Genomic DNA, 22,042 nt, shown 5'->3' on the forward strand with positions numbered 1-22,042 from the left:
AGACTTAAGCGTCTTTCTTGGCAGTCAGATACTCAATGAACTCGGGACCGACGGTCGTAACGTCGCCGGCACCCATGGTGAGCAGCAGGTCGCCCTCGCCCACCATCTGCTCGAGCTCCTGATTGAGCTCAAGACGGCTGGAGCAGTACACGACCTCCTTGCCAGGATGCTTGGCGCGCACGGTATCGGCGAGCATCTTAGAGGTGACACCCGGAATGGGCATCTCGCCAGCCGAGAACACATCAATCAGCAGCAGTTTATCGGCATTGGCAAATGCATCGGCAAAGTCCTCGCACAGGGCCTGCAGGCGCGAATAGCGGTGCGGCTGGAACACGACGTCGACGTGCTTGTAACCCAGCGACGAAGCGGCAGCAAGCGTCGCCTTGATCTCGGTGGGGTGATGGCCGTAATCATCGACCACGGTGATGCCATTGATATCGCCCACGTGGGTAAAGCGACGGCGGACGCCCTCAAAGCTCGAGAGCGCCTTGGCGGCGGCGTCGATGTCAAGGCCCAGGACATGGGCGACGGTGAGCACCGCCGTGGCGTTGAGCATGTTGTGGCGACCGGGATTGCTCTTGATCTCCACAGCGCGCTCAGTGCCGTCCTCAAAGCGAACGATAAAGTCACTCTGGATGCCCTTGACATCCGGGTGCATGCAGACGATGTCGTTGCTCTCGGCAAAGCCGTAGGAAAGCACGTGACGGCCCGTCGACTTGGCGAGCTCGACCAGATGCGGGTCCTCACCGCAGACGATGACGGTGCCGTCCTCGCCCACCAGGCTCATGAATTTGGCGAAAGTTGCCTCGATCTCCTCGATACCCGAGTAGTGATCGAGGTGGTCGGCCTCGACGTTGGTCACAATGACTACGTTGGGGTTCAGGAACAGGAAGGAGCTGTCGGACTCGTCGGCCTCGGCGACAAAGTAGTCGCCCGAGCCGTTCTTGCCGTTCGTGTCATAGCCCTCGACGATGCCACCGATCAGGAAGCTCGGATCCAGACCCATGCGGTCGAGCATGGTGGCACACATCGAAGACGTGGTGGTCTTGCCATGCGTGCCGGCAACAGCGACGGTGGTGTAGCCGTGACCCAAAGCAGAGAGCATCTTGGCACGGGGCCACACGGGAATACCAAGCTCGCGAGCGCGCACGAGTTCAGGGTTGGACTCCGGAATAGCGGTGGAGACAACAACCACGTCGGGCTTGACCTCGTCGATCGTGGCGGCCTCATGGCCCACATGCACCTTCACACCAGCGCGGGTAAGCTGGCGGATATAACGTGACGTCTTAAGGTCGGAGCCGGTAACGGCATAACCGCGCTCGTGCAGAACGAGGGCGATGCCGCTCATGCCGGCGCCGCCGATACCGATAAAGTGGGCGCTCTTAAACTCGGGCGCGGAGGTTGCAGTCTGGGAATCAGCCATGTGCTCGTGTACTCCTTGCGTAAACACTGCCTGTAACCCGTTAACTGTACCGCACCTACCGCATCAGCGCGAGGGCGACCGAAGATATCCCGTCTAACTAACGCAAACCCTCTACTGCATCCGCCAGAAGAGCGGCGGCTCTATCCTGAGCCAGACCACGCGCCGCCTGACGCATGGCGTCGCGCGCCGCCGCGTCATCGACCAGGTGCAGCAGCTCATCGGCAAAGGCAGAACCGTCGATATCGGCATCGGCGCAGAGCACGCCGGCCCCGGCGTCGACCAGATAACGGGCATTGGTGGTTTGGTGGTCGGCCGTCGCATGCGGGTACGGCACGAGCACCGAAGGCACGGCGAGCGCAGCGATCTCGGCCACGCTCGATGCTCCCGAACGCGATAGCACCAAATCGGCAGCAGCCAGCATGTCGCCCATGTTGTCGATGTAAGGCTGGACGCGGTAACGCTTCGCCTCCTCGAGCGTCAGCGCCAAAGCGCGCTCGGTCTCCTCAAAGCCGTCGGCACCCGTCGAATGCAACACATAGAGGTTCTTGCGCGAAAGCAGCTCGTTTTTGAGCGAAGCCACGCGCTCGTTGAGGTGCTGGGCGCCGAGTGAACCGCCAAAGACGAGCAGCAGCGTAGCGTCCTCGGGAACGCCAAGTGCCTTGCGGCCGCGAGCGCGATCGCCCTCGATCACCGAGCGACGTACGGGGTTGCCGGTCATGAGCACGTGGTCAGGGTCACCTTCGCGCTCAAAGACCGAGCGCGCTGCCGGCACCGAGATGCACACGCGAGCGGCGTGGGAGTTCATCATCTTGTTGGCCAGGCCCGGAACAGAGTTCTGCTCATGTAGCAGATACGGAACGCCTGCGCCCTTGCACCACCCCAGCAGCGGAACCTCGACATAGGCACCAAAACCGATGGCAGCATCGGGCTTGCCGACCTTTGAGAAATGACTGGCGAGCGCACGCTTGGCCTTGTTGACACGCCACAGCGAGGTCAGCGCCGTCCAGGGACGGGAGCGGTCGAAGCCCGTGACCGTAATGGGCACAAAATCAAACCCAGCCTCGGGGACCAGACGACCCTCGAGCTTGCGCGACTGGCCCACGAACACAACGTGGTGGCCACGGTCATGCAGCTCCTCGGCCAAAGCGAGCGCGGGGTTAATGTGTCCTGCCGTGCCGCCGGCTGCAATAGCAACGGTCATCTTATCGGTCATGGTAGTCCCTTCGTACACGCGGTCCCTGGTCGTCGGTGCGCAAACGCGCCGACGGGTCCGAGTTCAAATCGATTCGATTATATCCGCCGCCCGCGCTGCGAGGGCTGGGGCGCTGCGGACGACCTTGCGGCGCCGTTCGCTGACGCGGACGGGCTGCCGGCTCGGTCGCAGAGCCATCCAGAACGGTAAAGCCGTTACGCGAAGATCGCTCGCCGCGTACGTGGGGCACGCCGGCGGTACTCTCATCCATAACGGCAAAGCTCTCGCGGCGACGGTCGTACTCATCGCGACGGGCGCTCTCGTACGAAACGCGCAGGATCAGACCGGCAAGCATAAGCGACACAATAATCGACGAACCGCCGTAGCTAATAAACGGCAACGGTTTGCCCGTCATGGGAAACACGTTGAGGATGCCCAGCGCATTGATCAAAAACTGCACCGCGAGAATGACCGCGGAGCCAGACGCCATGAGCGCGCCCCGACGATCGGTCGCCTGCTCGGCAATGCGAAACGCCGAGTAGATCAGCATCGCAAACACCAAGAAGAACAGCACGGTTCCGACAAAACCGACTTCCTCGCCAATGATGGCCAGGATGTAGTCATTGTGCGCCTCGGGCAGATACGAGTACTTCATGGTTGAGTTGCCGATGCCACGGCCGAACAGACCGCCCGAGGCAAAGGCCATGATGGCAAGCGTGGCCTGATAGCCGTCACCATACTCGTCGGCCCAAGGGTTCAAGGCAACCTGAATACGCACCATACGGTACGGCTCTGCAACAAGCGCAATCACGATCACGAGAATGCCGAAGATTATCACGCCGATGATAAATTTGGGGTCGAGACCCGCAAACAACGCCATGCACATGAGGGTCAGCAGGATGATCAGGACGGTACCGAAATCGGGCTGGATAAAGATCAGAAAGAGCGGAATGCCCAGGTAGATGCCCATCTTGCGAAGGAATTCGTTGATGTTGCCACCGGGCGAAAAAAAGCGATCAAGCATGATGGCCGAATACGCAATGGCAAATGGCTTTAAAAACTCGGAAGGCTGGAACTGAATGCCGGCGATGTTGAGCCAGCGCGTGGCGCCACGGCTGCCGCTGCCCACCAAGAACACCAGAAACAGTAGCCCTATCATGCCTATGAGGAAGATCCTGAGCACATCCTCCCCAAACCAGCTGTCCGGCAAAACGCGCACGATGGCAATCAGCGCCAGAACACCGACCACGGCAAACGCAGCCTGTCGACCCAGAAAAAACGTCGCTGAGCCATTCTCGTGCAGCGCCTCGACCGAAGACGCCGAGTACACCATCAGCAGGCCAAAACACACCAAGATAAACAGACAGGCCATGAATATCAGACGGGGGCGCATGATGCGGGCGGGAACGCCGGCAATATAGCGTTCGCTAAACGACTGCCCGCCGCGACCGGAACGCGGTGTGCTACGCCGCGAGGAAGCACGGTCCGAGTCGGGCCTCCTCATACCTTGTCGGGGGCTCTCCTCTCTCACCGGCAACCCCTATTCCATTTGCGATTTCGCTGCAGCGGCAAGCTGGGCCACATAGTCCTTAAACACGCGGCCGCGCTCCTCATAGCCCGAGAACTCATCGAACGAAGAGCAGGCAGGAGAAAGTAAGATCACGTCGCCACGGCTCGACAGCGAACGAGCAACGTCCACGGCATCGCGTAGGTCATCCGCCTGGGCGATATCCACATCGCCATCGACATCGGCCTCGTCCATAGCGGCGGTGAAGCGCTCGCGCGCATCGCCAAAGCAGACGACCGAGCGCACGTTATCCATAACAACGCGCGCGAAGTCCGTGAGCGGCGTGCCCTTATCGTGGCCGCCGAGCAGCAAGATCACGTCGTCATCGGGAAATGCCGTCAGCGCCTTCTCGACCGCGTCGGTGTTGGTCGCCTTGGAATCGTTGACGTAGCGCACACCGTCAATCTCGCCGCACGGCTCCACGCGATGCTCGAGCGGCTGGAACGAGGCCAGACCGCGGCGGACACCATCGACATCGGCACCGACGGCCAGAGCAGCCGTGGCGGCACATAAGGCATTGATGACATTGTGATGGCCCGAGATCTTGAGCTCGGACGTGGCGACAAGCTGAGTCTCGACGCCCTTTAGGCGCACGACCATTTTGCCGTCGCGCACAAAGGCGGCATCTGCACCCTCGGGCTCGTCAAAAGCGACCTTGCAGATGCGGCGACCCGGCGTATAGATGTACTCATCGAACTCGTGAATGCCGGCGTCTTCGACGTCGACAACCACCAGATCGTCATCGACCATATTGTCAAACAGCTTGATCTTGGCAAGCGCATAGTTCTTATGGCTCTTATGCCAGCCCAAGTGGTCGGGAGTGATGTTGAGCAGCACCGCCACGCGAGGGTGGAGCTCGGTGGTCGTAGCAATCTGATAGCTCGAGAGCTCAGCCACAAACCACTCGTTGTGGGCTCGTCCGTCAATCTCGTTGACCGGCGGCTCGCCGATGTTGCCGACAGCTACGCTGGCCTCGCCGGCAGCCTTGAGCAGATAATCAGTCAGCGACGTGGTGGTCGTCTTGCCGTTGGTGCCCGTGATGGCAATCCAGTTATCGGGCGACAGGCGATAGGCAAACTCGGGCTCACCCATAATCTGGGCGGCATGCTCGCGCCCGGCCTTAAAGAAGCCCGAGAACTCCGAGATGCCCGGGCACGTCACGCATACGTCATAGGCGCCCTCGACCTGTTCGGTCCCATAGACAAACGACGCGCCAGCAGCCTCGAGCGCACGCGTGGCGTCATTGGGCTCAGAGGTGCCGCCGCCATACACGGTAACGGCGCTTACGCGCTCTGGATGTGCCAGCGCCCAGCGGGCGACATCGAGACCGGATTTGCCCTGACCCAAAACGAGCAGGCTAAAGACATCAGCAAGAGGCATGAAAGACCACTATCCCAACTGGAAGAACAGAGCAAGGCCAACGGCACCAAAGGCCGCAGCGATAATCCAAAAACGGATGACGACCTTGGTCTCGGCCCAGCCCTTCTTTTCGAAATGATGATGGATGGGCGCCATAAGGAAGACGCGCTTGTGCGTAAAGTGGAAGTAGACAACCTGAATCATGACCGACAGAGTCTCAACGATAAACAGGCCGCCGATGATGAGGGAGACGACCTCGGTGTTAGTCATGATGGACGTACAGGCAAACGCGGCGCCCAGAGCAAGCGAGCCGGTATCGCCCATAAAGATGCTCGCCGGATAGCAGTTGAACCACAGAAAGCCCAAGCAGGCACCGGCACACGCGGTGCAGAAGATGGACAGGTTCACGTCTCCGTGCAAAAACGCCATGGCAGCCATGGCGAGCATGGCAATCATGGAGGTGCCGCCAGCAAGACCGTCAAGGCCATCGGTCAGGTTCACGGCATTGGAAAGACCAGCGATCATCAGCCAGCAAAAGACAATATAGAGCCACGGGAACGAAAGGCCGCAGATGGTGGTCGAAAGCACGCCAAGGTCGATCGTCAGGCCGCCGGGAAAACGAATCTCGGGGGCGACGCCGCACCAGTTGACGGCAAGCACCGTAAAGGTGACACAGATAATGGTTAGGCCGATCATCTTGGCATGCGGCGTCAGACCGAGCGAGCGCCCATGCGTAACGGAGGTCAGATCGTCGATCAGGCCCAGCACGCCGGTCGCCAGCGTGGCGAGCAGCACGAGCACGAGCTCGGTGGTGAGCTTGCCCATCAGCAGGCAGGTCAGCGAGATCGCGACGAGGATGACAACGCCACCCATGGTGGGCGTTCCCTGCTTAACCAAATGACGCTTGGGGCCGTCGGCACGAACCTGCTGGCCGATACCCTCGACCTTGAGCAGCTTAATCCACCACGGCATGAGCAGCAGCGCAATGGCTGCGGCGATGCCAAGCCCCAAAAAAGCCTGATACGTTGGATACGAGGGATTGCCGAACATGGGCTAGCACACACCTTCCACAAAGCGGTCGAGCTCAACAAAGCGGGAACCCTTGACCAGTACAACATCATGTTTTTCAAGCGCGCCGCCCATGCGGTCGAGCACCTGCTGATAATCGGAGAACACCTGGATGCGGTCCTCGTCCATGCCCATCATGCGCGCGGCATCGGCCATAAGCTGGGCCAGCTCACCACCCACGCACGCCAGCATGTCGAGCTTCTTGGCGGCGGCATAGGCGCCCACGAGCTCATGCATGCGAGGAGCCTCATCGCCCATCTCGCCCATCTCGCCCAGGATCGCCATGCGAGACCCCGTGCATGAAAGCGAGCACAGCAGATCGAGGCCGGCTGCCATCGATTCGGCGCTGGCGTTATAGGAATCGTCGATGATGCGTGCACCGCTCTTGGCGCGCTTGATCTCCTGGCGGTGCCCGGTGATCGTAAGACCCCTAAAGGCAGCATCGATCTGCTCGGGCGTCACGCCCAGGCGATAGGCAACCGCGGCGGCCTTAACGGCATTAGGAACGGACTGCACGCCGGGGATGGCAAGCATGGTATCGATTGTCTCGCCCTGACCAAAATCGAGCGTAAAGACCGGACGGCCCTCGTCATCAACGCGAACGTCGCGGGCGCGGACCTCATCATCGTCAGAGACACCGGCCAGCATCACGTCGATACCAGCAGGCTGGGCGAACGTATCGCGAATGAACGGCGTAAAATCGTCCTCGCCGCCCAAAACCAGCAGCGGCAAATAGTCGCCGGCGGCGCACATGCCCTGGACAATCTCGGCCTTAGCGCGGGCGATGTTCTCGCGGCTGCCCAAAATGCCGATATGAGAGGTGCCGATCTTGCTCACGATGGCAAGGTTGGGATTGGCGGACTGGGACAGGCGCTCGATCTCGTGGAAATGATTCATGCCCATCTCGAGCACCAGGACCTCGGTATCGGCCGGAGCGGAAAGCACCGTGAGCGGCATGCCGATCAGGTTATTGAAATTGCCCTTGGTGGCCCAGACACGATAGCGCTTGGCGAGCACAGCGGCGAGAACGTCCTTGGTCGTCGTCTTGCCGATGGAACCGGTAATGCCAACGACCAGGCAGCCAAGCTCCAGGCGATACGCGTGCGCCAAACGCAGCAGAAACTCCTCGGGATCATCGGTCAGCAAGATGGCACAGCCCTTGTCCTGCGCCAGCGAGACCAGCTCGGCCTCGGGCTCACGCGTCATCACGACGGCGCCGGCACCCGACTGGACGGCACGGGAAGCAAAATCATTGCCGTCGACGTTTTCACCGGGAAAGGCGACGAAAATCGTCCCTTCCTCGACCTGGCGCGAGTCGATAACGCACCCGCGGCATACCCGATCGACTTCTCCCGTCACGGTTCGGGCCCCTGTTGCGGCCGCGAGGTTGTTGACGGCGATCTCTATCATTGCAGCTCCCCTGTAAACCTAAATAATGCTATCGGCGTATTGTATCCCAGCGCCGCGCATGCGTGGTGCAGGGCATGTGAACACCCCTCATATGGGACAACAAACCACGCCCCAAAGATTGTAACCCCCTACTTCGTGTGTGGGATACCCAGCACGTCGAGCGCGTTGGCCATAATGGACTGGAACGGCACCGCAGCGGCATCTGAGCCGCTCGGCGTTCCGTCGAGCGTGATATAGCACAGCACCTTGGGCGATTGTGCCGGTGCAAAGCCCATAAAGGACGACATGTAGTTCTCCTTGAGGTAGCCGCCGTTCTCGTCGGCACGTTCGGCCGTACCGGTCTTACCCGCCACGTCATAGCCGTCAACCGCGCCGCCAACGCCCGTTCCCTCCGACACGACCGTCTGCATGCACGATGTCACCTGGGATGCGGCGTCCTCCGAAATCGCGCGCTCGCCTTCGCCCCAGTCCTTCTCGTCGCCTTTGCTGGACTTATAGAAGTGCGGGGTCATCATCACGCCGCCGTTGGCGATGCCGCCCACGGCACGTGCGATCTCAATCGGTGAGACAGACAGCGCCTGTCCAAAGCTCATCGAGCCCAGCGTGGCGCCGTCATACTGGTCACGCTCCTTGACGATGCCCAGGCTCTCGCCCGGAAAATCGACACCAGAGCTGTGACCGATGCCCCACTTGTCCACATAGGCGGCAAAGTCGTCGGCACCGATCTTGCGCCCCACCAGGACAAATCCCACGTTGGACGAACGGCGCATCATCTCGCGCACATCCATGGTCATGGCGTAGTCGCGCTTGTCGGCATCGGTGACGGTATCGTCGCCCACCTTGATGCTCGCCGGCACCTCAAACGACGTACTCGACCGCACGACACCCAAGTCGAAGCCGGCGCCCGCCACGAGCGTCTTAAAGACCGAGCCGGGCTCGTAGGCGTCGGTGACCAGGCGCAGGTTCATATCCTCGGTCTTGGCGTTTTCCAAATTGGTCTGGTCGTAGGTCGGATACGAGCAGGCTGCCAAGATCTCGCCTGTCGTAGGATCGGTGACCAGCGCCGAGCCGTTCTTGGCCTTTGTCTTCTCGACAGCCTCTGCCAGGGCATCCTCGGCCGCACGCTGGATATTGACGTCGAGCGTCGTCACGAGATCAACGCCGTCGACCGCAGCCACCTTTTTATAGGCACCGCCCGCGATATAGCTGCCGTCCCTCGCGCGCTCGCGTACGAGAGAACCGTTCGTGCCGGTTAGAAGCTTGTTGTATTGCTTTTCGAGACCAGTCAAGCCGTCGTTGTCTACATTCACTACACCCAGCACCTGCGATGCCAGATTGCCGTATGGATATACGCGCTTCATGGCCTGCTCAAAAAGCACGCCGGGCAGGTTCTTCTTCTCCAGCGCCACAGCATCGTCTTCGTCCACCTGGCGCTTGATATACACCCAGGTTCCATCGGACTCAACGAGCTTGCGGCAGGTCTTTTTATCGATTCCAGTTGCCTTGACCAGCGCCGACACCGTCTTGTCAACATCCTCGACAAGCTGCGGGTTCACAGCGATGTTGCGACATTCGACCGACGACGCCAGCACGTTACCGTTGCGGTCGTAGATGGTGCCACGTTTGGCATAGAGGGTCTGCGCAAGCAGGCGACGCGCATCGGCACGCTCGCGCAGTTTATCGGCTTCGACAATTTGATAGTCGGCAAGGCGAAAGACGCCCAAGCCCAAGCCAAGCCCAATGAATCCCATGACGGCTTTGCGGCGAGGCAGCGGCGTGCCTGTGAGCCATTCGGTCGACGAACTCTTGCGCGACCTAGTGTTATGCACTTGAGGGCCGCCCGAGCCGCGAAGTCGCGACGCCGGGTCGTTGCCACGGGACTGCCCGGCGTTGTAAGATTGCCGACCCGTTCCTTGATAACCAGAACGTCCCCGCGACGAGGGACGTCCAGAACCGCGGCCCCCATCGGAACCGCGGCGATAGTCATTTGTCATACTCAGCTACCGTCTTGCTACTGAGCGGTCGCGGTCGCGTTGGCGCCCGCGGCTGCATCCTGCGAAAAGTCAAGTGTAACGCTCTCGCTGGGCTCCACCATGCCATAAGCGCCCGCAAGGTCGCGAATGCGCGTGTCGGCGCCATAGACCGAATGCATGACCTCCAGGTCGGAGCTCTCATCGGTCGCCTTTTCGAGCGTGTTGGTAAGCTCGGCGTTGCTGTTGAGCACCTGGGCCGTAACGCCGGCGAGCGCCACGCGGGCGACGCCGATCGTCATGAAGATAGCCGCAATGATGCAAAACGTTTTAAGAACGCTCATGAAAACCGGGCTTACCGCCTGGTTTGCCTGACGGCCCGCGCCCGTGTAGACATCAAAGCGCGGCGTGCGCTGCTCACGGGGAGCAACGGGGGCCTGCGGCGTCTCACGATAGGCGGGCATGGCGTTCATATCATAGGCGAGTGCTGCGTTTGAAGTGTTGTAGCCCATGATATGCCGCCTCCCATCCCGAGTACGTTGGTAGTGTGTTTAAGCTTCGTTTATGGTGCGAGCGGGAGGTCCAATATCGCGCGGTCGCGCCTACAGACGCTGCGCCACGCGGATTTTGGCTGATCTCGCCCGAGGGTTGCGCTCAACCTCATCAGGCTGGGCAACCAGGGGTTTGCGGGTGATGACCTTGAGTATCGGCACGTTGCCGCACACGCACACCGGAATCTCCGGCGGACACGTGCACCCCTGGCTCATCTCCTTAAAGTGGTTCTTTACGATACGGTCCTCGAGCGAGTGATACGAAATGACGCAGATACGTCCGCCCGGGTTGAGCCACCTGGTGGCGGCATCAAGCCCTCGTTCGAGCACATCGAGCTCGTGATTGACCTCGATGCGAATGGCCTGGAAACTTTTCTTGGCCGGGTGTCCACCATGCCGACGAGCGGCAGCTGGGATACCCGCCTTGATGATCTCGACAAATTGGCCGGTGGTTTCGATCGGTTCTTGCTCGCGGCGGCGCACGATCTCGCGCGCGATCTGCGAGGCGAACTTCTCTTCGCCGTAGACGCGTAGAATCCGGGCGAGGTCGTGTTCGTTATAGGTGTTGATGACCTCAGCTGCGTTTAAGGTGTTATTGCCCGGATCCATCCGCATGTCCAATGGGGCGTCCTCGTTATACGAAAAGCCCCTGCCAGGGATATCGAGTTGCGGTGACGAAACGCCCAAATCGAACAGGAAGCCATCGACCCCGGGCACCTCGGCCGAGCAAAGCAGCTCGTCCAAGTCGCCGAAGTTGCCCTTCAGCAGCTGGTGCGGTACGCCGGGAACCTCGCGGTCCAGACGGGCGCCAGCGGCCTCGAGGGCCATGTCGTCCTGATCGACGCCGAGCAAAAGGCCGGTCTCCCCCACCTGCGCGGCCATCTTTACCGAATGGCCGGCACCGCCAAGGGTGCAGTCGCAGACGACGGAGCCGCTCTTTAGCTGCAGCGACTCAAGCACTTCGCCGAGCATGACAGGTTCATGCCGATATTCTTGTGTCAAGATCCCACGCTCCATCCGTTACCCGTGCCTTGCCCTTACGAGAAGAAGAGGTCCAGCAGGGCCTCATCGTCATCGTCCTCATCGGCCGCGGCGCGATCCCAAACCTCAAGGTGGTCGTAGTTGCCCACAACCGTGACCTCGCGGTCGAGGTTCGCCTGCTTGCGGAGAGACTCAGAAAGACCGATACGACCGGCGCTGTCCACGTCCATCGACGTGGTGCGCTTGTTGATCGCCCTCATGAGCTTCTGGTCGTTGATGTCGCGCGGGTTAAAACCCTCGTGGCCCTCACGACCCGCGAAGAGTCCTTCGACCCACTTATCGAAGGCCTCGGCAGAGAACACGTACAGAGCATCGACATCCAGGGCTTTGAACACGCGAACGTGCTCTCCAAGCTCCTCGCGAAGGGGTGCAGGCAGGGACAGACGACCTTTTGCATCGAGATTGCGCTCATATGCACCAGTCATTCCCATGTGCGCCCTCCCCTCGGTTACTCAGATGGCACGTACGCGGGGAACCACCCCGCCTGTCGACGTCATCAATAATATGGGGAACCGCCCCATTTTTCAACACCTTTCCCCACCCCTTCCCCCACCCCTCCCCACCATTCCACCCCCAATATGTTGTAAAACACCCCCGAGCATATGTTCGAAAACACAATATGTTGTGTTTGCAGCAAAGGCGGGATGCCACCTGTAGAACCACGCCCGCGAACCTCAACCTTCAAGTTGACCTTGAGGCGATTTTTACGTCCCTTTACACGCCGTTCACATCGCCCCCAAACTCCCCCACCCACGGTACACACGGCCCACCGCCGCGTCGGTGTCTAGCGAAAAATGGGACGAGCCCCAGATTGCCCATGCGCGCGCAAAAGCACGCCGCGGCAATCTGGGGCCCGTCCCCAAATACCTATAGATATGCAGGCCAGCGATGTGTTAACGATGTGCCAGCGGGTGCGCCGCCAGATAGACCTCGGTCAGTTGCGTACGATCGACATGCGTGTAGACCTGCGTGGTCGATATATCGGCATGTCCCAAGATCTCCTGTAGCACACGGAGGTCCGCACCGCCCGCAAGCATATGGGTGGCAAAGGAGTGACGCAGCGTATGGGGATGGAGTCCCACCAGCCCCACCTGGCGCCCGTAGCGCTCACAGATGGCATGGATGCCCTGGCGCGACAGACGGCGGCCGTTCTTATTTAAAAAGACCGCCGAGGTCTCGGTTCCGTGGGCATGGGCCGCCAAGCGAGAACGCCCCTTAGTTATATAGCGCGTCAGAGCTCGCGCCGCGCTTCCCACCAACGGGGACAGGCGTTCCTTTGAGCCCTTACCGCGAACGAGCACAAAGCCATCGTCGATATGGATATCGCCCACATCGAGCCCCACCAACTCACTCACACGCAAGCCGCATCCGTAGAGCACTTCCAAGATGGCATGGTCGCGCAAGCCCATCTCGCCCTCGGGGAAGTCTTGATCGAGCAGCGCCGAGACATCCTCCACCGATAGATACTCCGGCAAACGCTCAGCCTTTTTAGGCAGGCGCAACGCCGCCGTTGGATTTTGGGCCACAATCCCATCGCGCACCAAAAAGGCATGCAGGCCCTTCACGGCCGCAAGCGCACGCTCCACCGAGGCATCGGAATAGCCCCCATCGCGACGGTCGGCGACAAAGCCCTCCACGACCTGACGAGTCACCTCATCAAAAGACATGATGCCCGCCCGCTCCAGATACGCGCAGTACGTCGTCAGGTCACGACGATAGGCCGCAATCGTGTTGCGCGCCAAACCCCGCTCGACCGCGAGGTAATCGAGATACTCCCCCGCCGCCACGGCGAGCGACGAGGGAGTAGCTTCGGTATGTTCTTTGTTCGCCGGCACCCTTAGTCCGTAGCGAGGTTCATGGGCGTCACCTGCAGGCGATCGACACCCTCGTGCTGACCGATCGAGGCACGCACGAACTCTCGGAACAGCGGCTGCGGGTTGGTCGGACGGCTCTTGAACTCGGGGTGAGCCTGGGTTGCCACATACCAAGGATGCACGTCGCGCGGCAGCTCGACCATCTCGACCAGGCGCTCGTCGGGCGACAGACCCGAGATAACCAAACCGGCGTCCTCAAGCTGGTCGCGGAAGGCGTTGTTAAACTCAAAGCGGTGACGGTGACGCTCGTAGACGAGATCCTCGCCATATGCCTCGCGAGCGAGGGTATCGGCGGCGAGCTTGCACGGATAGGCGCCCAGACGCATGGTGCCGCCCTTCTCGGTCACGTCCTCCTGCGAGCTCATCAGATCGATGACGCTAAACGGGCCGTCCGGATCGAACTCGGAGGAGCTGGCGCCGGCAAGGCCGACGACGTTGCGGGCGAACTCGCACACGGCCACCTGCATACCCAGGCAAATGCCCAGATACGGAATCTTGTGCTCACGGGCAAACTCGGCCGCGAGGATCTTGCCCTCCAGGGCGCGCTTGCCAAAGCCGCCGGGGACCAGGATGCCCGAGGCGTCGCCCAGAACCTCGGAGACATTCTGCTCGTCGAGGCTCTCGCCGTCGACCAGCTGGACGTCCACATGGCGATCGTAGAAGACGCCCGCATGGTGCAGGGCCTCGATAACCGACAGGTACGCATCGGGCAGCTGCGTGTACTTACCCACGACGGCAATCTTAACCTTATCGGCGTGATGGTTGGCATGGTTCTGCTTACGCAGGAACTCATTCCACTCGCTCATGTCGCGCTCACGCGGGTCCAGGCCCAGGCGCTCGCAAATACGCAGGTCAAAGTCCTGCTCGGCAAGCAGCTGCGGCACGTCGTAGATGCTCGCGCAGTCCTCATTGGTAAAGACGCAATCGGTGTCGACGTCGCAGAAGCTTGCGATCTTTCCGCGGATAGCGTCATCGATATGGTGGTCGGAGCGCAGCACGATGATATCGGGCTGGATGCCAAAGCTGCGGAGCTCCTTGACGGAATGCTGCGTGGGCTTGGTCTTGACCTCGTGGGCGGCGGCAATATAGGGAACGAGCGACACGTGGATGTAGCAGACGTTCTCGGAGCCGGCCTCCTTGCGGTACTGACGGATGGCCTCGACAAACGGTTGGGACTCGATGTCGCCGATCGTGCCGCCCAGCTCGGTGATGACTACATCGGAGCCGGTCTGCTCCTCGATGCGGCGAAACTTGTCCTTAATGGCATTGGTGACGTGAGGAATCACCTGCACGGTACCGCCCAAAAAGTCGCCGCGACGCTCGCGGGCGATTAGGCTTTTGTAGATGGCACCGGTCGTAAAGTTGGAATCGCGGGTCAGGTTCTCATCAATAAAGCGCTCGTAATGACCCAGGTCCAGGTCGGACTCGTAACCATCCTCGGTTACAAAGACCTCACCATGCTGGAACGGGCTCATGGTACCGGGGTCGACGTTCAGATACGGGTCGGCCTTCTGCATCGTTACTTTGTAGCCACGCGACTTGAGCAGACGGCCCAGCGAGGCCGCGGTGATACCCTTGCCCAGGGACGAAACCACGCCACCGGTTACGAACACATGCTTGGTCATATTGAGTTACCTGCGCTTCCCGTAGAAGTTGTTTATCCACATCTTACGGGTCTTCATTGTAATACTCGCGCCGCGGACCGTCCGCAATTTTTCTCGCGTGCGATTGCATTTCTCAATCTTGAAACAAAACGCCGCCCGGTTTCCCAGGCGGCGTCGCTATGGCAAGGGTTACATGCTGCTATCGATCAGCAACCTCGTCCTCAAGCATTTCTTGAACGAGCATGCCGGTACGGACGCCCTCAAGATACCACTCGCCACGTTCGGTGAGGCAAATGCCATTTGCAAGCTGACCGCCGTCGTCGCTATAACGCGAGACGACATCAATCATGCCTTCGGAATCCAAGCGATCGATTGCCGCGCGGGCACGATACGGCGAAACCCCCACGCGCTCGGCAAGCGTTTTGCGCGAGAAACCATACGGCCCGCCATTGTCTTCGGTTTGCTGGTCGATCTCCATCAACACCAGCACCTCGACACGCTTCATATCGTTGACACTCGCACGACCCTTGCCCGCCATAGCAGCCTCCTCAAACCGAGCACGAGCATCTAACGCGCCGTGCGCGACCGACACACCTCACGATGGCAGGTAATATCCATCATGCGGCATCCCGCTAAGGATGAAACAGTTACGGTTATTGTATACCGCTCAAATTGTTTCTAGGCAGGTAAACAGCTATTTTTCGCCGAAATAGACGCTTTATTGATCAAAAAGCCGTACCGGGCGCTAACCCGATACGGCCAAAATGCAATGCAATTACCGCGGTGCTTCAAACTTAGCGATGGAAGAAACCGCGGCGCTCAAACTTGGGCTCGCAGCACACGTTGATACCCAGTTTGCGCAGTACCGTCTCGTCCGTCGGCGAGATAATCACGCTAAAGAAGGCATCGCAACCGCGCAGCTGCTCCAGGCCCGAAAGGACGCGAGCGGCCGTCTCACTCGTGGCCGAGGTGATCGACAGCGCCATAAGCGTCTCGTCGGTGTGGAGGCGCGGGTTTTTGCTGCCCAGGAAATGCGTCTTGAGCTTGCTGATGGGCTCGATCGCCTCATCGCTAATGACCTCGAGCTCAAGGTCGACGCCCGAGACATGCTTGAGGGCGTTCATAATGAGCGAACTTGCGGCGCCCAGGCGCGTGGAGGTCTTACCGGTCACCACGGAGCCATCGGGCATGACCATGGCACCCACGGGACCACCCGTCAGCTGCTCCCTGGTGAGGGCCGCCGAGCGCGCCGGTGAGTAGTTCTTATCGATGCCGGCTTTCTTCATAATAATCTTGAGACGGTCGACTTGCTCATCGCCCACGCCGGTACGGCGCACATTTTCGACCGCGGTAAAGTAGCGGCGGACGATCTCCATCTTGGAAGCGTCGCGGCAGGCATCGTCATCGGTGATGGCAAAGCCGACCATATTGACGCCCATGTCCGTAGGGCTCTGGTAGGGGCTCTTGCCCAGGATCTTTTCCATCAGGGCACGAACTACCGGGAAGGCCTCGACGTCGCGGTTGTAGTTGACCGTGGTCTTGTTGTAGGCCTCAAGGTGGAACGAATCGATGATATTGGCGTCGTCGAGGTCAGCCGTGGCGGCCTCGTAGGCAATATTGACCGGATGCGTCAGAGGAAGATTCCAGACCGGGAAGGTCTCGAATTTGGCATAGCCGGCGGCGGTACCGTGCTTATGCTCGTGATACAGCTGCGAGAGGCAAGTGGCGAGCTTGCCCGAGCCAGGACCGGGCGCCGTCACGACGACGAGCGGACGGGTGGTCTCGACAAACTCGTTCTTGCCATAGCCGTCGTCGGACACGATCAGGTCGACGTCGTGCGGATAGCCCTCGATGGGATAGTGGAGCTTGGCGGGAATGCCGAGCGCGTTCAGGCGGTTGCGGAACACATCGGCAGCGGGCTGGCCGGCGTACTGGGTGATGACCACGGCCGCGACAGCAAAGCCGTTGCCGCGGAACAGGTCAACCAGGCGCAGCACATCCTCGTCATAGGTAATGCCAAGGTCACCACGAGCCTTGTTCTTCTCGATGTGGTTCGCGTTAATGGCGATGATGACCTCGACGTCGTCGGCTATGCTCTTGAGCATGCGAAACTTGCTGTCCGGCTCAAAACCCGGCAGCACGCGGCTCGCGTGATAGTCGTCAAACAGCTTGCCGCCAAACTCCAAATACAGCTTGCCGCCAAACTGCGAGATGCGCTCCTTAATATGAGCGGCCTGCAGCTCGATATACTTCGCGTTGTCGAAACCCTGGCGCATATATGGCTCCCGTCCCGTTTCCATTTAATGTCTTAGGCGATTATAACGGAGCCTGCCCTCCCCGATGCCCAGGCCATCAACAGGCACCAACCAAACACGCCATCGATAAGTTGCGGTGAAATAGCTCCTGTTTAACCCCTCAAGACGGCCAAACGGGAACTATTCCACCGCAACTTCCCCTTTTGGCGCAAAGTAACCTGACCCCTTTGCACCAACAGCAGAAACGTCGCGGGCAGAGAACGGACAGCGAACAGGCACCAGAGCGAGCAAGCCGCCCCCTGCGCCAACAATGGCAGCGCCGCAGGTTGAGCATAAGTCAGCGAAAGCCCACCAGAGCGAGCAAGGTGACGTGAAAGAGGAGGGCATGGCGCAAAGCAATCTGACACCTTTACACCAACAAAGGCAGCGCCGCAGGATGAGCATAAGTCAGCGAGCGCCGTCCAGGACGTACAAGTTGGCATGAAAAAGGCAAGGCATAGACCTTTTGGTCATGCCTTGCCTTTTGAATGACAAATTGTCGTCCTGGGCGGCGCGCAGCGTCGACCGGTTCCGGCGTTTGGTAAAACGCCGGAACGCAAGTCGCCCCCTCCCGCGCACGGAACGGGAGGAGGCTAAAGGTAGGAGTCTACCGGTGGGGTTACCCCACCGGACAGACGATGACCAGGTGATCCTTTACAGGATCGTCATGGTTTCCGTGGGGTACCCAAGGGGTAGTTAGAGCATCACGCAAGCGACGGTCAGGATGATGGCGCAGACGACGGAGAGAGCGACGATGAGCTTAAGAGCAAACTTGAGCCAGGTCGTCCACTCGATCTTGGCCAGAGCAAGACCGCCCATGATGGCGCCGGAGGTCGGGGTGAACAGGTTCACGACACCGATGGCGGCGGAGAAGATCATGACCATGACCTCGGGCGAGAAGCCGAGCTTAACAGCCAGCGGTCCCATGATGGGCATGGAGACAGTAGCCATACCGGAGGTCGAGGGGATCAGGAAGGACAGGCCGAAGTAGACCAGGAAGCTCATGGGAGCGAAGATCACGCCGGACAGGCCAGCCAGAGCATTGGCGGCAGCGTCGAGGACGTAGACGTCGAGGCCGGTGCTAGCCATGAGGACGGAGATACCACGGGCGAGGGCGATGACGAGGACAACGGACATCATGTCGGCAGCGCCGGTGATGAAGGTGTTGACGATCTGCTTCTCGGACAGGCCGCCGATAATACCGATCAGGACAGCCATGAGGAAGAACCAGGTGGAAGCCTCGTCGAAGTACCACTGACCAATGGGCAGGCCGGTGATCAGGGCAGACCAGCCCTGAACGATGGCGTTACCGTCGGCGTCATAGACAGCGCCAGCATCGAAGAAGTTGGCGACGCCCTCGTTAAGGTCGGCCAGCGGGATGAAGCCGACGATCATGACGACGAAGGTGAAGGCAAAGGCGATCAGAACACCCTTCTGACGACCGGTGAGCTTGACCTCCTTGTGAACCTCGGAAGCAGCCTTGCCGTGAGCCTCTTCGGCGTCCTTGAGCTCCTGCATCGAAAGGATGGTGGAACCCTTGTCAGCCTTGACCTTCTTGGCATAGCTCATGACGAAGAGGATGGACATAACAGTGGTAACAATCCACAGGACGGCACCGAGGCCGATGATGATGGACTGGTTGACCTCAATGCCAACGCCAGTCAGAGCGTCAACGGCAGCACCGACGGCAAACGGGTTAACCGTGGAGCCGAGGCAGCCGCAGCCAGCGCCGAGCAGGACGGTGGCAGCGCCGACCATGGGGTCGAAGCCAGCAGCCATCATGGTGGCGGCGAGCAGGGCGTAGAAGGGAACGGTCTCCTCGCACATACCATAGGTGGTACCACCGAGGGAGAAGATGAACATCAGCACGGGAATGAGCATGATCTCATTGCCCTTAAGCTTCTGCACCAGAACAGCAATGCCGTTGTCCAGGGCGCCGGTCTCGGTCATCATGCCGAGGAAGCCGCCGAGGATCATAACGAAGAGGCAGACGGGCAGAGCGTCAGCGAAGCCCTTGACCGGGGCGGTGCAGAAATCGCTCAAGCGGGCAGCGGTAACCGCGCCACCGGACGTACCGGAGACGATAACGGTAACAACCGCGACGATTGCCAGCAGAGCAAGAAGAATGGTGAACGATGAAGGCATACCGCGCTTTTTCTTAGCGGTCTCAGTCATAGTTCTCATCCCCCCTTCATAAATCATTTACTGATCTCGCCCGAAGCGGCTCTTCCGTGCCGTGCATGTCGCTCGGTGCGAGATTTTTACCAGACAAAAGCGCTCGGGGTGCGCAGCAATGCACCCCGAGCGAGATGCTAGATGCTCTTACTTGAGCGTAGCGTACATGACAGCCTTGATGGTGTGCATGCGGTTCTCGGCCTCGTCGAAGACCTTGGAAGCGGGGCTCTCGAAGACCTCGTCGGTGACCTCCTGCTCGGTGATGCCGAACTGCTCGCACTTCTCGGCGCCAATCGTGGTGTTGGTGTCGTGGAAGCTGGGCAGGCAGTGCAGGAAGATGGCACCCGGGTTGGCCATAGCCATGACCTCGGAGGTAACGCGATACGGAGTGAGCTGAGCGATGCGCTCGGCCCAGACCTCGTCGGGCTCGCCCATGGAGACCCACACGTCGGTGTAGAGAACGTCGGCACCGGTGACGCCGTCCTTGACGTCGGTGGTCAGCTTGATGGTGCAGCCGTTAGCCTCAGCGATGGGCTTGCAGGCCTCGATGACGTCGTCAGCGGGCATGCACTCCTCGGGGCCGCAGGCCACGAAGTTCATGCCGAGCTTGGAGCAGACGACCATGAGGGAGCGAGCGACGTTGTTCTTGCAGTCGCCCATGAAGACGAGGGTCTTGCCCTTGATGTCGTAGTTGAAGTTCTCCTGGACGGTCAGGATATCGGCGAGCATCTGGGTGGGGTGCCACTCGGTGGTCAGGCCATTCCATACGGGCACGCCAGACTTAGCAGCGAGCTCCTCGACGTCGTCCTGGGCAAAGCCACGGAACTCGATGCCGTCATACATGCGGCCGAGAACGCGGGCGGTGTCCTCGATGGACTCCTTCTTGCCCATCTGGGACGAACCGGGATCGAGGTAGGTGACGCCCATGCCAAGATCCATGCCGCCGACCTCGAAGGCGCAGCGGGTACGAGTGGAGGTCTTCTGGAAGAGCAGAACGATGTTCTTGCCCTCGAGATAGCGGTGAGGAACGCCGGCGCGCTTCATGTCCTTGAAGTTCTTGGAGAGCTTGAGCAGGTACTCGATCTCCTCGGTGGTGAGGTCGAGGAGCTTGAGGAAGCTACGGCCGGAGAGGTTAACACCCATGGTTCAAATCCTTTCGAAGAAATGAATTACGTAAGTATTAGTGTTGCCCGTTTGACGGGCGAAACCGGTGCGGTTGTAGGGGGACCGCACCGGAAACGGAAAGACTTAGAGGTCCTCGCGCCAGAAGGGCATGCTCATGCAGCGCGGGCCGCCGCGGCCGCGGGAGAGCTCGGCGGAGGGCACGACGAGAAGGTCCAGGCCCTCCTTGTACAGCACGTCGTTGGTGACGGTGTTGCGCGCGTAGACGCAGATCTTGCCGGGCTCGACGCACAGGGTGTTGGAGCCGTCGTTCCACTGCTCGCGGGAGGCCGCGATCGGGTCGCCGCCGCCGCAGGGGATCAGCTTGACCTGGTCGACGCCGGTGGCGTCCTCCAGGACGTGCTCGAGGGTGTCCTCGATCAGGCGGATGTTCACGTCGCCCGGGTTCTTGCCGGCGGTCAGCTCGTAGACGCGCAGGGTGCCCATGATGGCGGGGTGGATCGTGAACTTATCGACGTCGATCTGGGTGAAGACCGTGTCGAGGTGCATGAAGGCGCGGGAGACCGGGATGTCGAAGGCCAGGATGCGCTCGACCTTGGAGTCGGAGTTCCAGAAGATGTTCTGGGCCATGACGTCGATGGCGGCCGCCTGGGTGCGCTGGGAGATGCCGACGGCGAGGGTCTTCTCGTTGATGTTCAGCACGTCGCCGCCCTCGGTGTGGAACTGGCAGTCGCGGCGGAAGTACAGGGAGACGTCCTTGTAGTCGGGGTGGTACTTGAAGACGTACTTGCCGTACAGGGTCTCGCGGTTGCGGGTGACCGAGTACATGCGGTTGAGGTTGACGCCCTCGCCGACGACCGCGAACGGGTCGCGGGTGAAGTAGAGGTTGGGCATCGGGTCGATGATCAGGTCGGACTCGGACTCGGAGTTGACCAGGGAGTCGAGGGTCGTGGACGCCGTGAGGGGCATGTCGATCTCGGCCTTGGTCATGCCGGCCATGGTCTTCTTGACGAACTCGAGGTTGTCCTCGATGGAGTCCAGCTTCTCGCGGACGATCTGCGGCATCTGCTGGCCGCGGATGCCTGCCTCGGCGATGTACTGGTCGGTGAACTCGGCGCGGGCGCCGGGGACCTGGTCGAACACCTCTGCGACGAGGTTCTCGAGGTAGAGCACCTCCACGCCCTGGTCCTTAAGGATCTGGGCGAAGGTGTCGTGCTCCTGCTGCGCGACCTCCAGGAACGGGACGTCGTCGAACAGGAGTCGCTCGAGCTCGTCGGGCGGCAGGTTGAGGAGCTCGTCGCCGGGACGGTGCAGGCAGACCTTCCTGAGCTTGCCGATCTCGGAAGGCACGTGCAGACCTTTCGTCATGGCCTCCTACCTTTCTTTCGGGCC

At 60.4% G+C, this 22,042-nt stretch carries 17 protein-coding genes; all 17 read right to left on the bottom strand.

What is annotated here, in order from left to right; genetic code table 11:
- Nucleotides 1-4 precede the first annotated feature (4 nt).
- The gene (gene murC, locus DXB53_RS09235; protein ID WP_117584226.1) at nucleotides 5-1,423 is read right to left on the bottom strand and encodes a UDP-N-acetylmuramate--L-alanine ligase; all 1,419 of its coding nucleotides are present in this window, start codon (nucleotides 1,421-1,423) and stop codon (nucleotides 5-7) included.
- Between the two features lie 97 nt (nucleotides 1,424-1,520).
- Nucleotides 1,521-2,636 (bottom strand): undecaprenyldiphospho-muramoylpentapeptide beta-N-acetylglucosaminyltransferase, encoded by a 1,116-nt coding sequence (murG, locus tag DXB53_RS09240; protein ID WP_117584227.1) that lies wholly within the window; start codon nucleotides 2,634-2,636, stop codon nucleotides 1,521-1,523.
- On the bottom strand, nucleotides 2,626-4,119 hold the full coding sequence (gene ftsW / locus DXB53_RS09245) for a putative lipid II flippase FtsW (RefSeq protein ID WP_055251664.1): 1,494 nt from the start codon (nucleotides 4,117-4,119) through the stop codon (nucleotides 2,626-2,628). Before ftsW ends, murG begins: the two co-directional genes overlap by 11 nt.
- 36 nt (nucleotides 4,120-4,155) lie before the next feature.
- A complete protein-coding gene (gene murD, locus DXB53_RS09250; protein ID WP_089571580.1) occupies nucleotides 4,156-5,562 on the bottom strand; it encodes a UDP-N-acetylmuramoyl-L-alanine--D-glutamate ligase in 1,407 nt (468 codons plus the stop codon).
- A 9-nt stretch (nucleotides 5,563-5,571) separates the two neighbouring features.
- Nucleotides 5,572-6,591: a phospho-N-acetylmuramoyl-pentapeptide-transferase gene (gene mraY, locus DXB53_RS09255; protein ID WP_006234262.1), complete on the bottom strand. Its 1,020-nt coding sequence runs from the start codon at nucleotides 6,589-6,591 to the stop codon at nucleotides 5,572-5,574.
- A gap of 3 nt (nucleotides 6,592-6,594) precedes the next feature.
- Entirely contained in the window at nucleotides 6,595-8,019 is a 1,425-nt protein-coding gene (gene murF / locus DXB53_RS09260) for a UDP-N-acetylmuramoyl-tripeptide--D-alanyl-D-alanine ligase (RefSeq protein ID WP_117584228.1), read from the bottom strand.
- Nucleotides 8,020-8,147: 128 nt separating this feature from the next.
- Nucleotides 8,148-9,848: a penicillin-binding protein 2 gene (locus tag DXB53_RS09265; protein WP_338134613.1), complete on the bottom strand. Its 1,701-nt coding sequence runs from the start codon at nucleotides 9,846-9,848 to the stop codon at nucleotides 8,148-8,150.
- 182 nt (nucleotides 9,849-10,030) lie between these two features.
- A complete protein-coding gene (locus DXB53_RS09270; RefSeq protein WP_117584230.1) occupies nucleotides 10,031-10,501 on the bottom strand; it encodes a hypothetical protein in 471 nt (156 codons plus the stop codon).
- A gap of 90 nt (nucleotides 10,502-10,591) precedes the next feature.
- Nucleotides 10,592-11,557 carry a 16S rRNA (cytosine(1402)-N(4))-methyltransferase RsmH gene (gene rsmH, locus DXB53_RS09275; protein WP_117584231.1) on the bottom strand — a complete coding sequence of 322 codons (966 nt, stop codon included), beginning with the start codon at nucleotides 11,555-11,557 and terminating at the stop codon, nucleotides 10,592-10,594.
- Between the two features lie 20 nt (nucleotides 11,558-11,577).
- Complete coding sequence (locus DXB53_RS09280; protein WP_006234269.1) at nucleotides 11,578-12,012, bottom strand: division/cell wall cluster transcriptional repressor MraZ; 435 nt, start codon at nucleotides 12,010-12,012, stop codon at nucleotides 11,578-11,580.
- Nucleotides 12,013-12,474: 462 nt separating this feature from the next.
- On the bottom strand, nucleotides 12,475-13,416 hold the full coding sequence (gene xerD, locus DXB53_RS09285) for a site-specific tyrosine recombinase XerD (RefSeq protein ID WP_117584232.1): 942 nt from the start codon (nucleotides 13,414-13,416) through the stop codon (nucleotides 12,475-12,477).
- A 2-nt stretch (nucleotides 13,417-13,418) separates the two neighbouring features.
- Nucleotides 13,419-15,080, bottom strand: a complete 1,662-nt coding sequence (locus DXB53_RS09290; RefSeq protein ID WP_117584233.1) for a CTP synthase — start codon at nucleotides 15,078-15,080, stop codon at nucleotides 13,419-13,421.
- A gap of 178 nt (nucleotides 15,081-15,258) precedes the next feature.
- Complete coding sequence (locus DXB53_RS09295) at nucleotides 15,259-15,597, bottom strand: hypothetical protein (protein WP_040358312.1); 339 nt, start codon at nucleotides 15,595-15,597, stop codon at nucleotides 15,259-15,261.
- Between the two features lie 256 nt (nucleotides 15,598-15,853).
- Entirely contained in the window at nucleotides 15,854-17,335 is a 1,482-nt protein-coding gene (locus DXB53_RS09300) for a DUF1846 domain-containing protein (protein WP_006234276.1), read from the bottom strand.
- A 714-nt stretch (nucleotides 17,336-18,049) separates the two neighbouring features.
- Entirely contained in the window at nucleotides 18,050-19,537 is a 1,488-nt protein-coding gene (locus DXB53_RS09305) for a YfcC family protein (protein WP_369831459.1), read from the bottom strand.
- A 138-nt stretch (nucleotides 19,538-19,675) separates the two neighbouring features.
- Entirely contained in the window at nucleotides 19,676-20,671 is a 996-nt protein-coding gene (gene argF, locus DXB53_RS09310; RefSeq protein ID WP_117584234.1) for an ornithine carbamoyltransferase, read from the bottom strand.
- Between the two features lie 105 nt (nucleotides 20,672-20,776).
- Nucleotides 20,777-22,018, bottom strand: coding sequence for an arginine deiminase (gene arcA / locus DXB53_RS09315; protein WP_117584235.1), 1,242 nt, complete (start codon nucleotides 22,016-22,018; stop codon nucleotides 20,777-20,779).
- Nucleotides 22,019-22,042 lie beyond the last annotated feature (24 nt).

Origin of the sequence: Collinsella sp. OM04-5 (genome assembly GCF_003439125.1) — a bacterium.
In the GTDB taxonomy this organism is placed as follows: domain Bacteria; phylum Actinomycetota; class Coriobacteriia; order Coriobacteriales; family Coriobacteriaceae; genus Collinsella.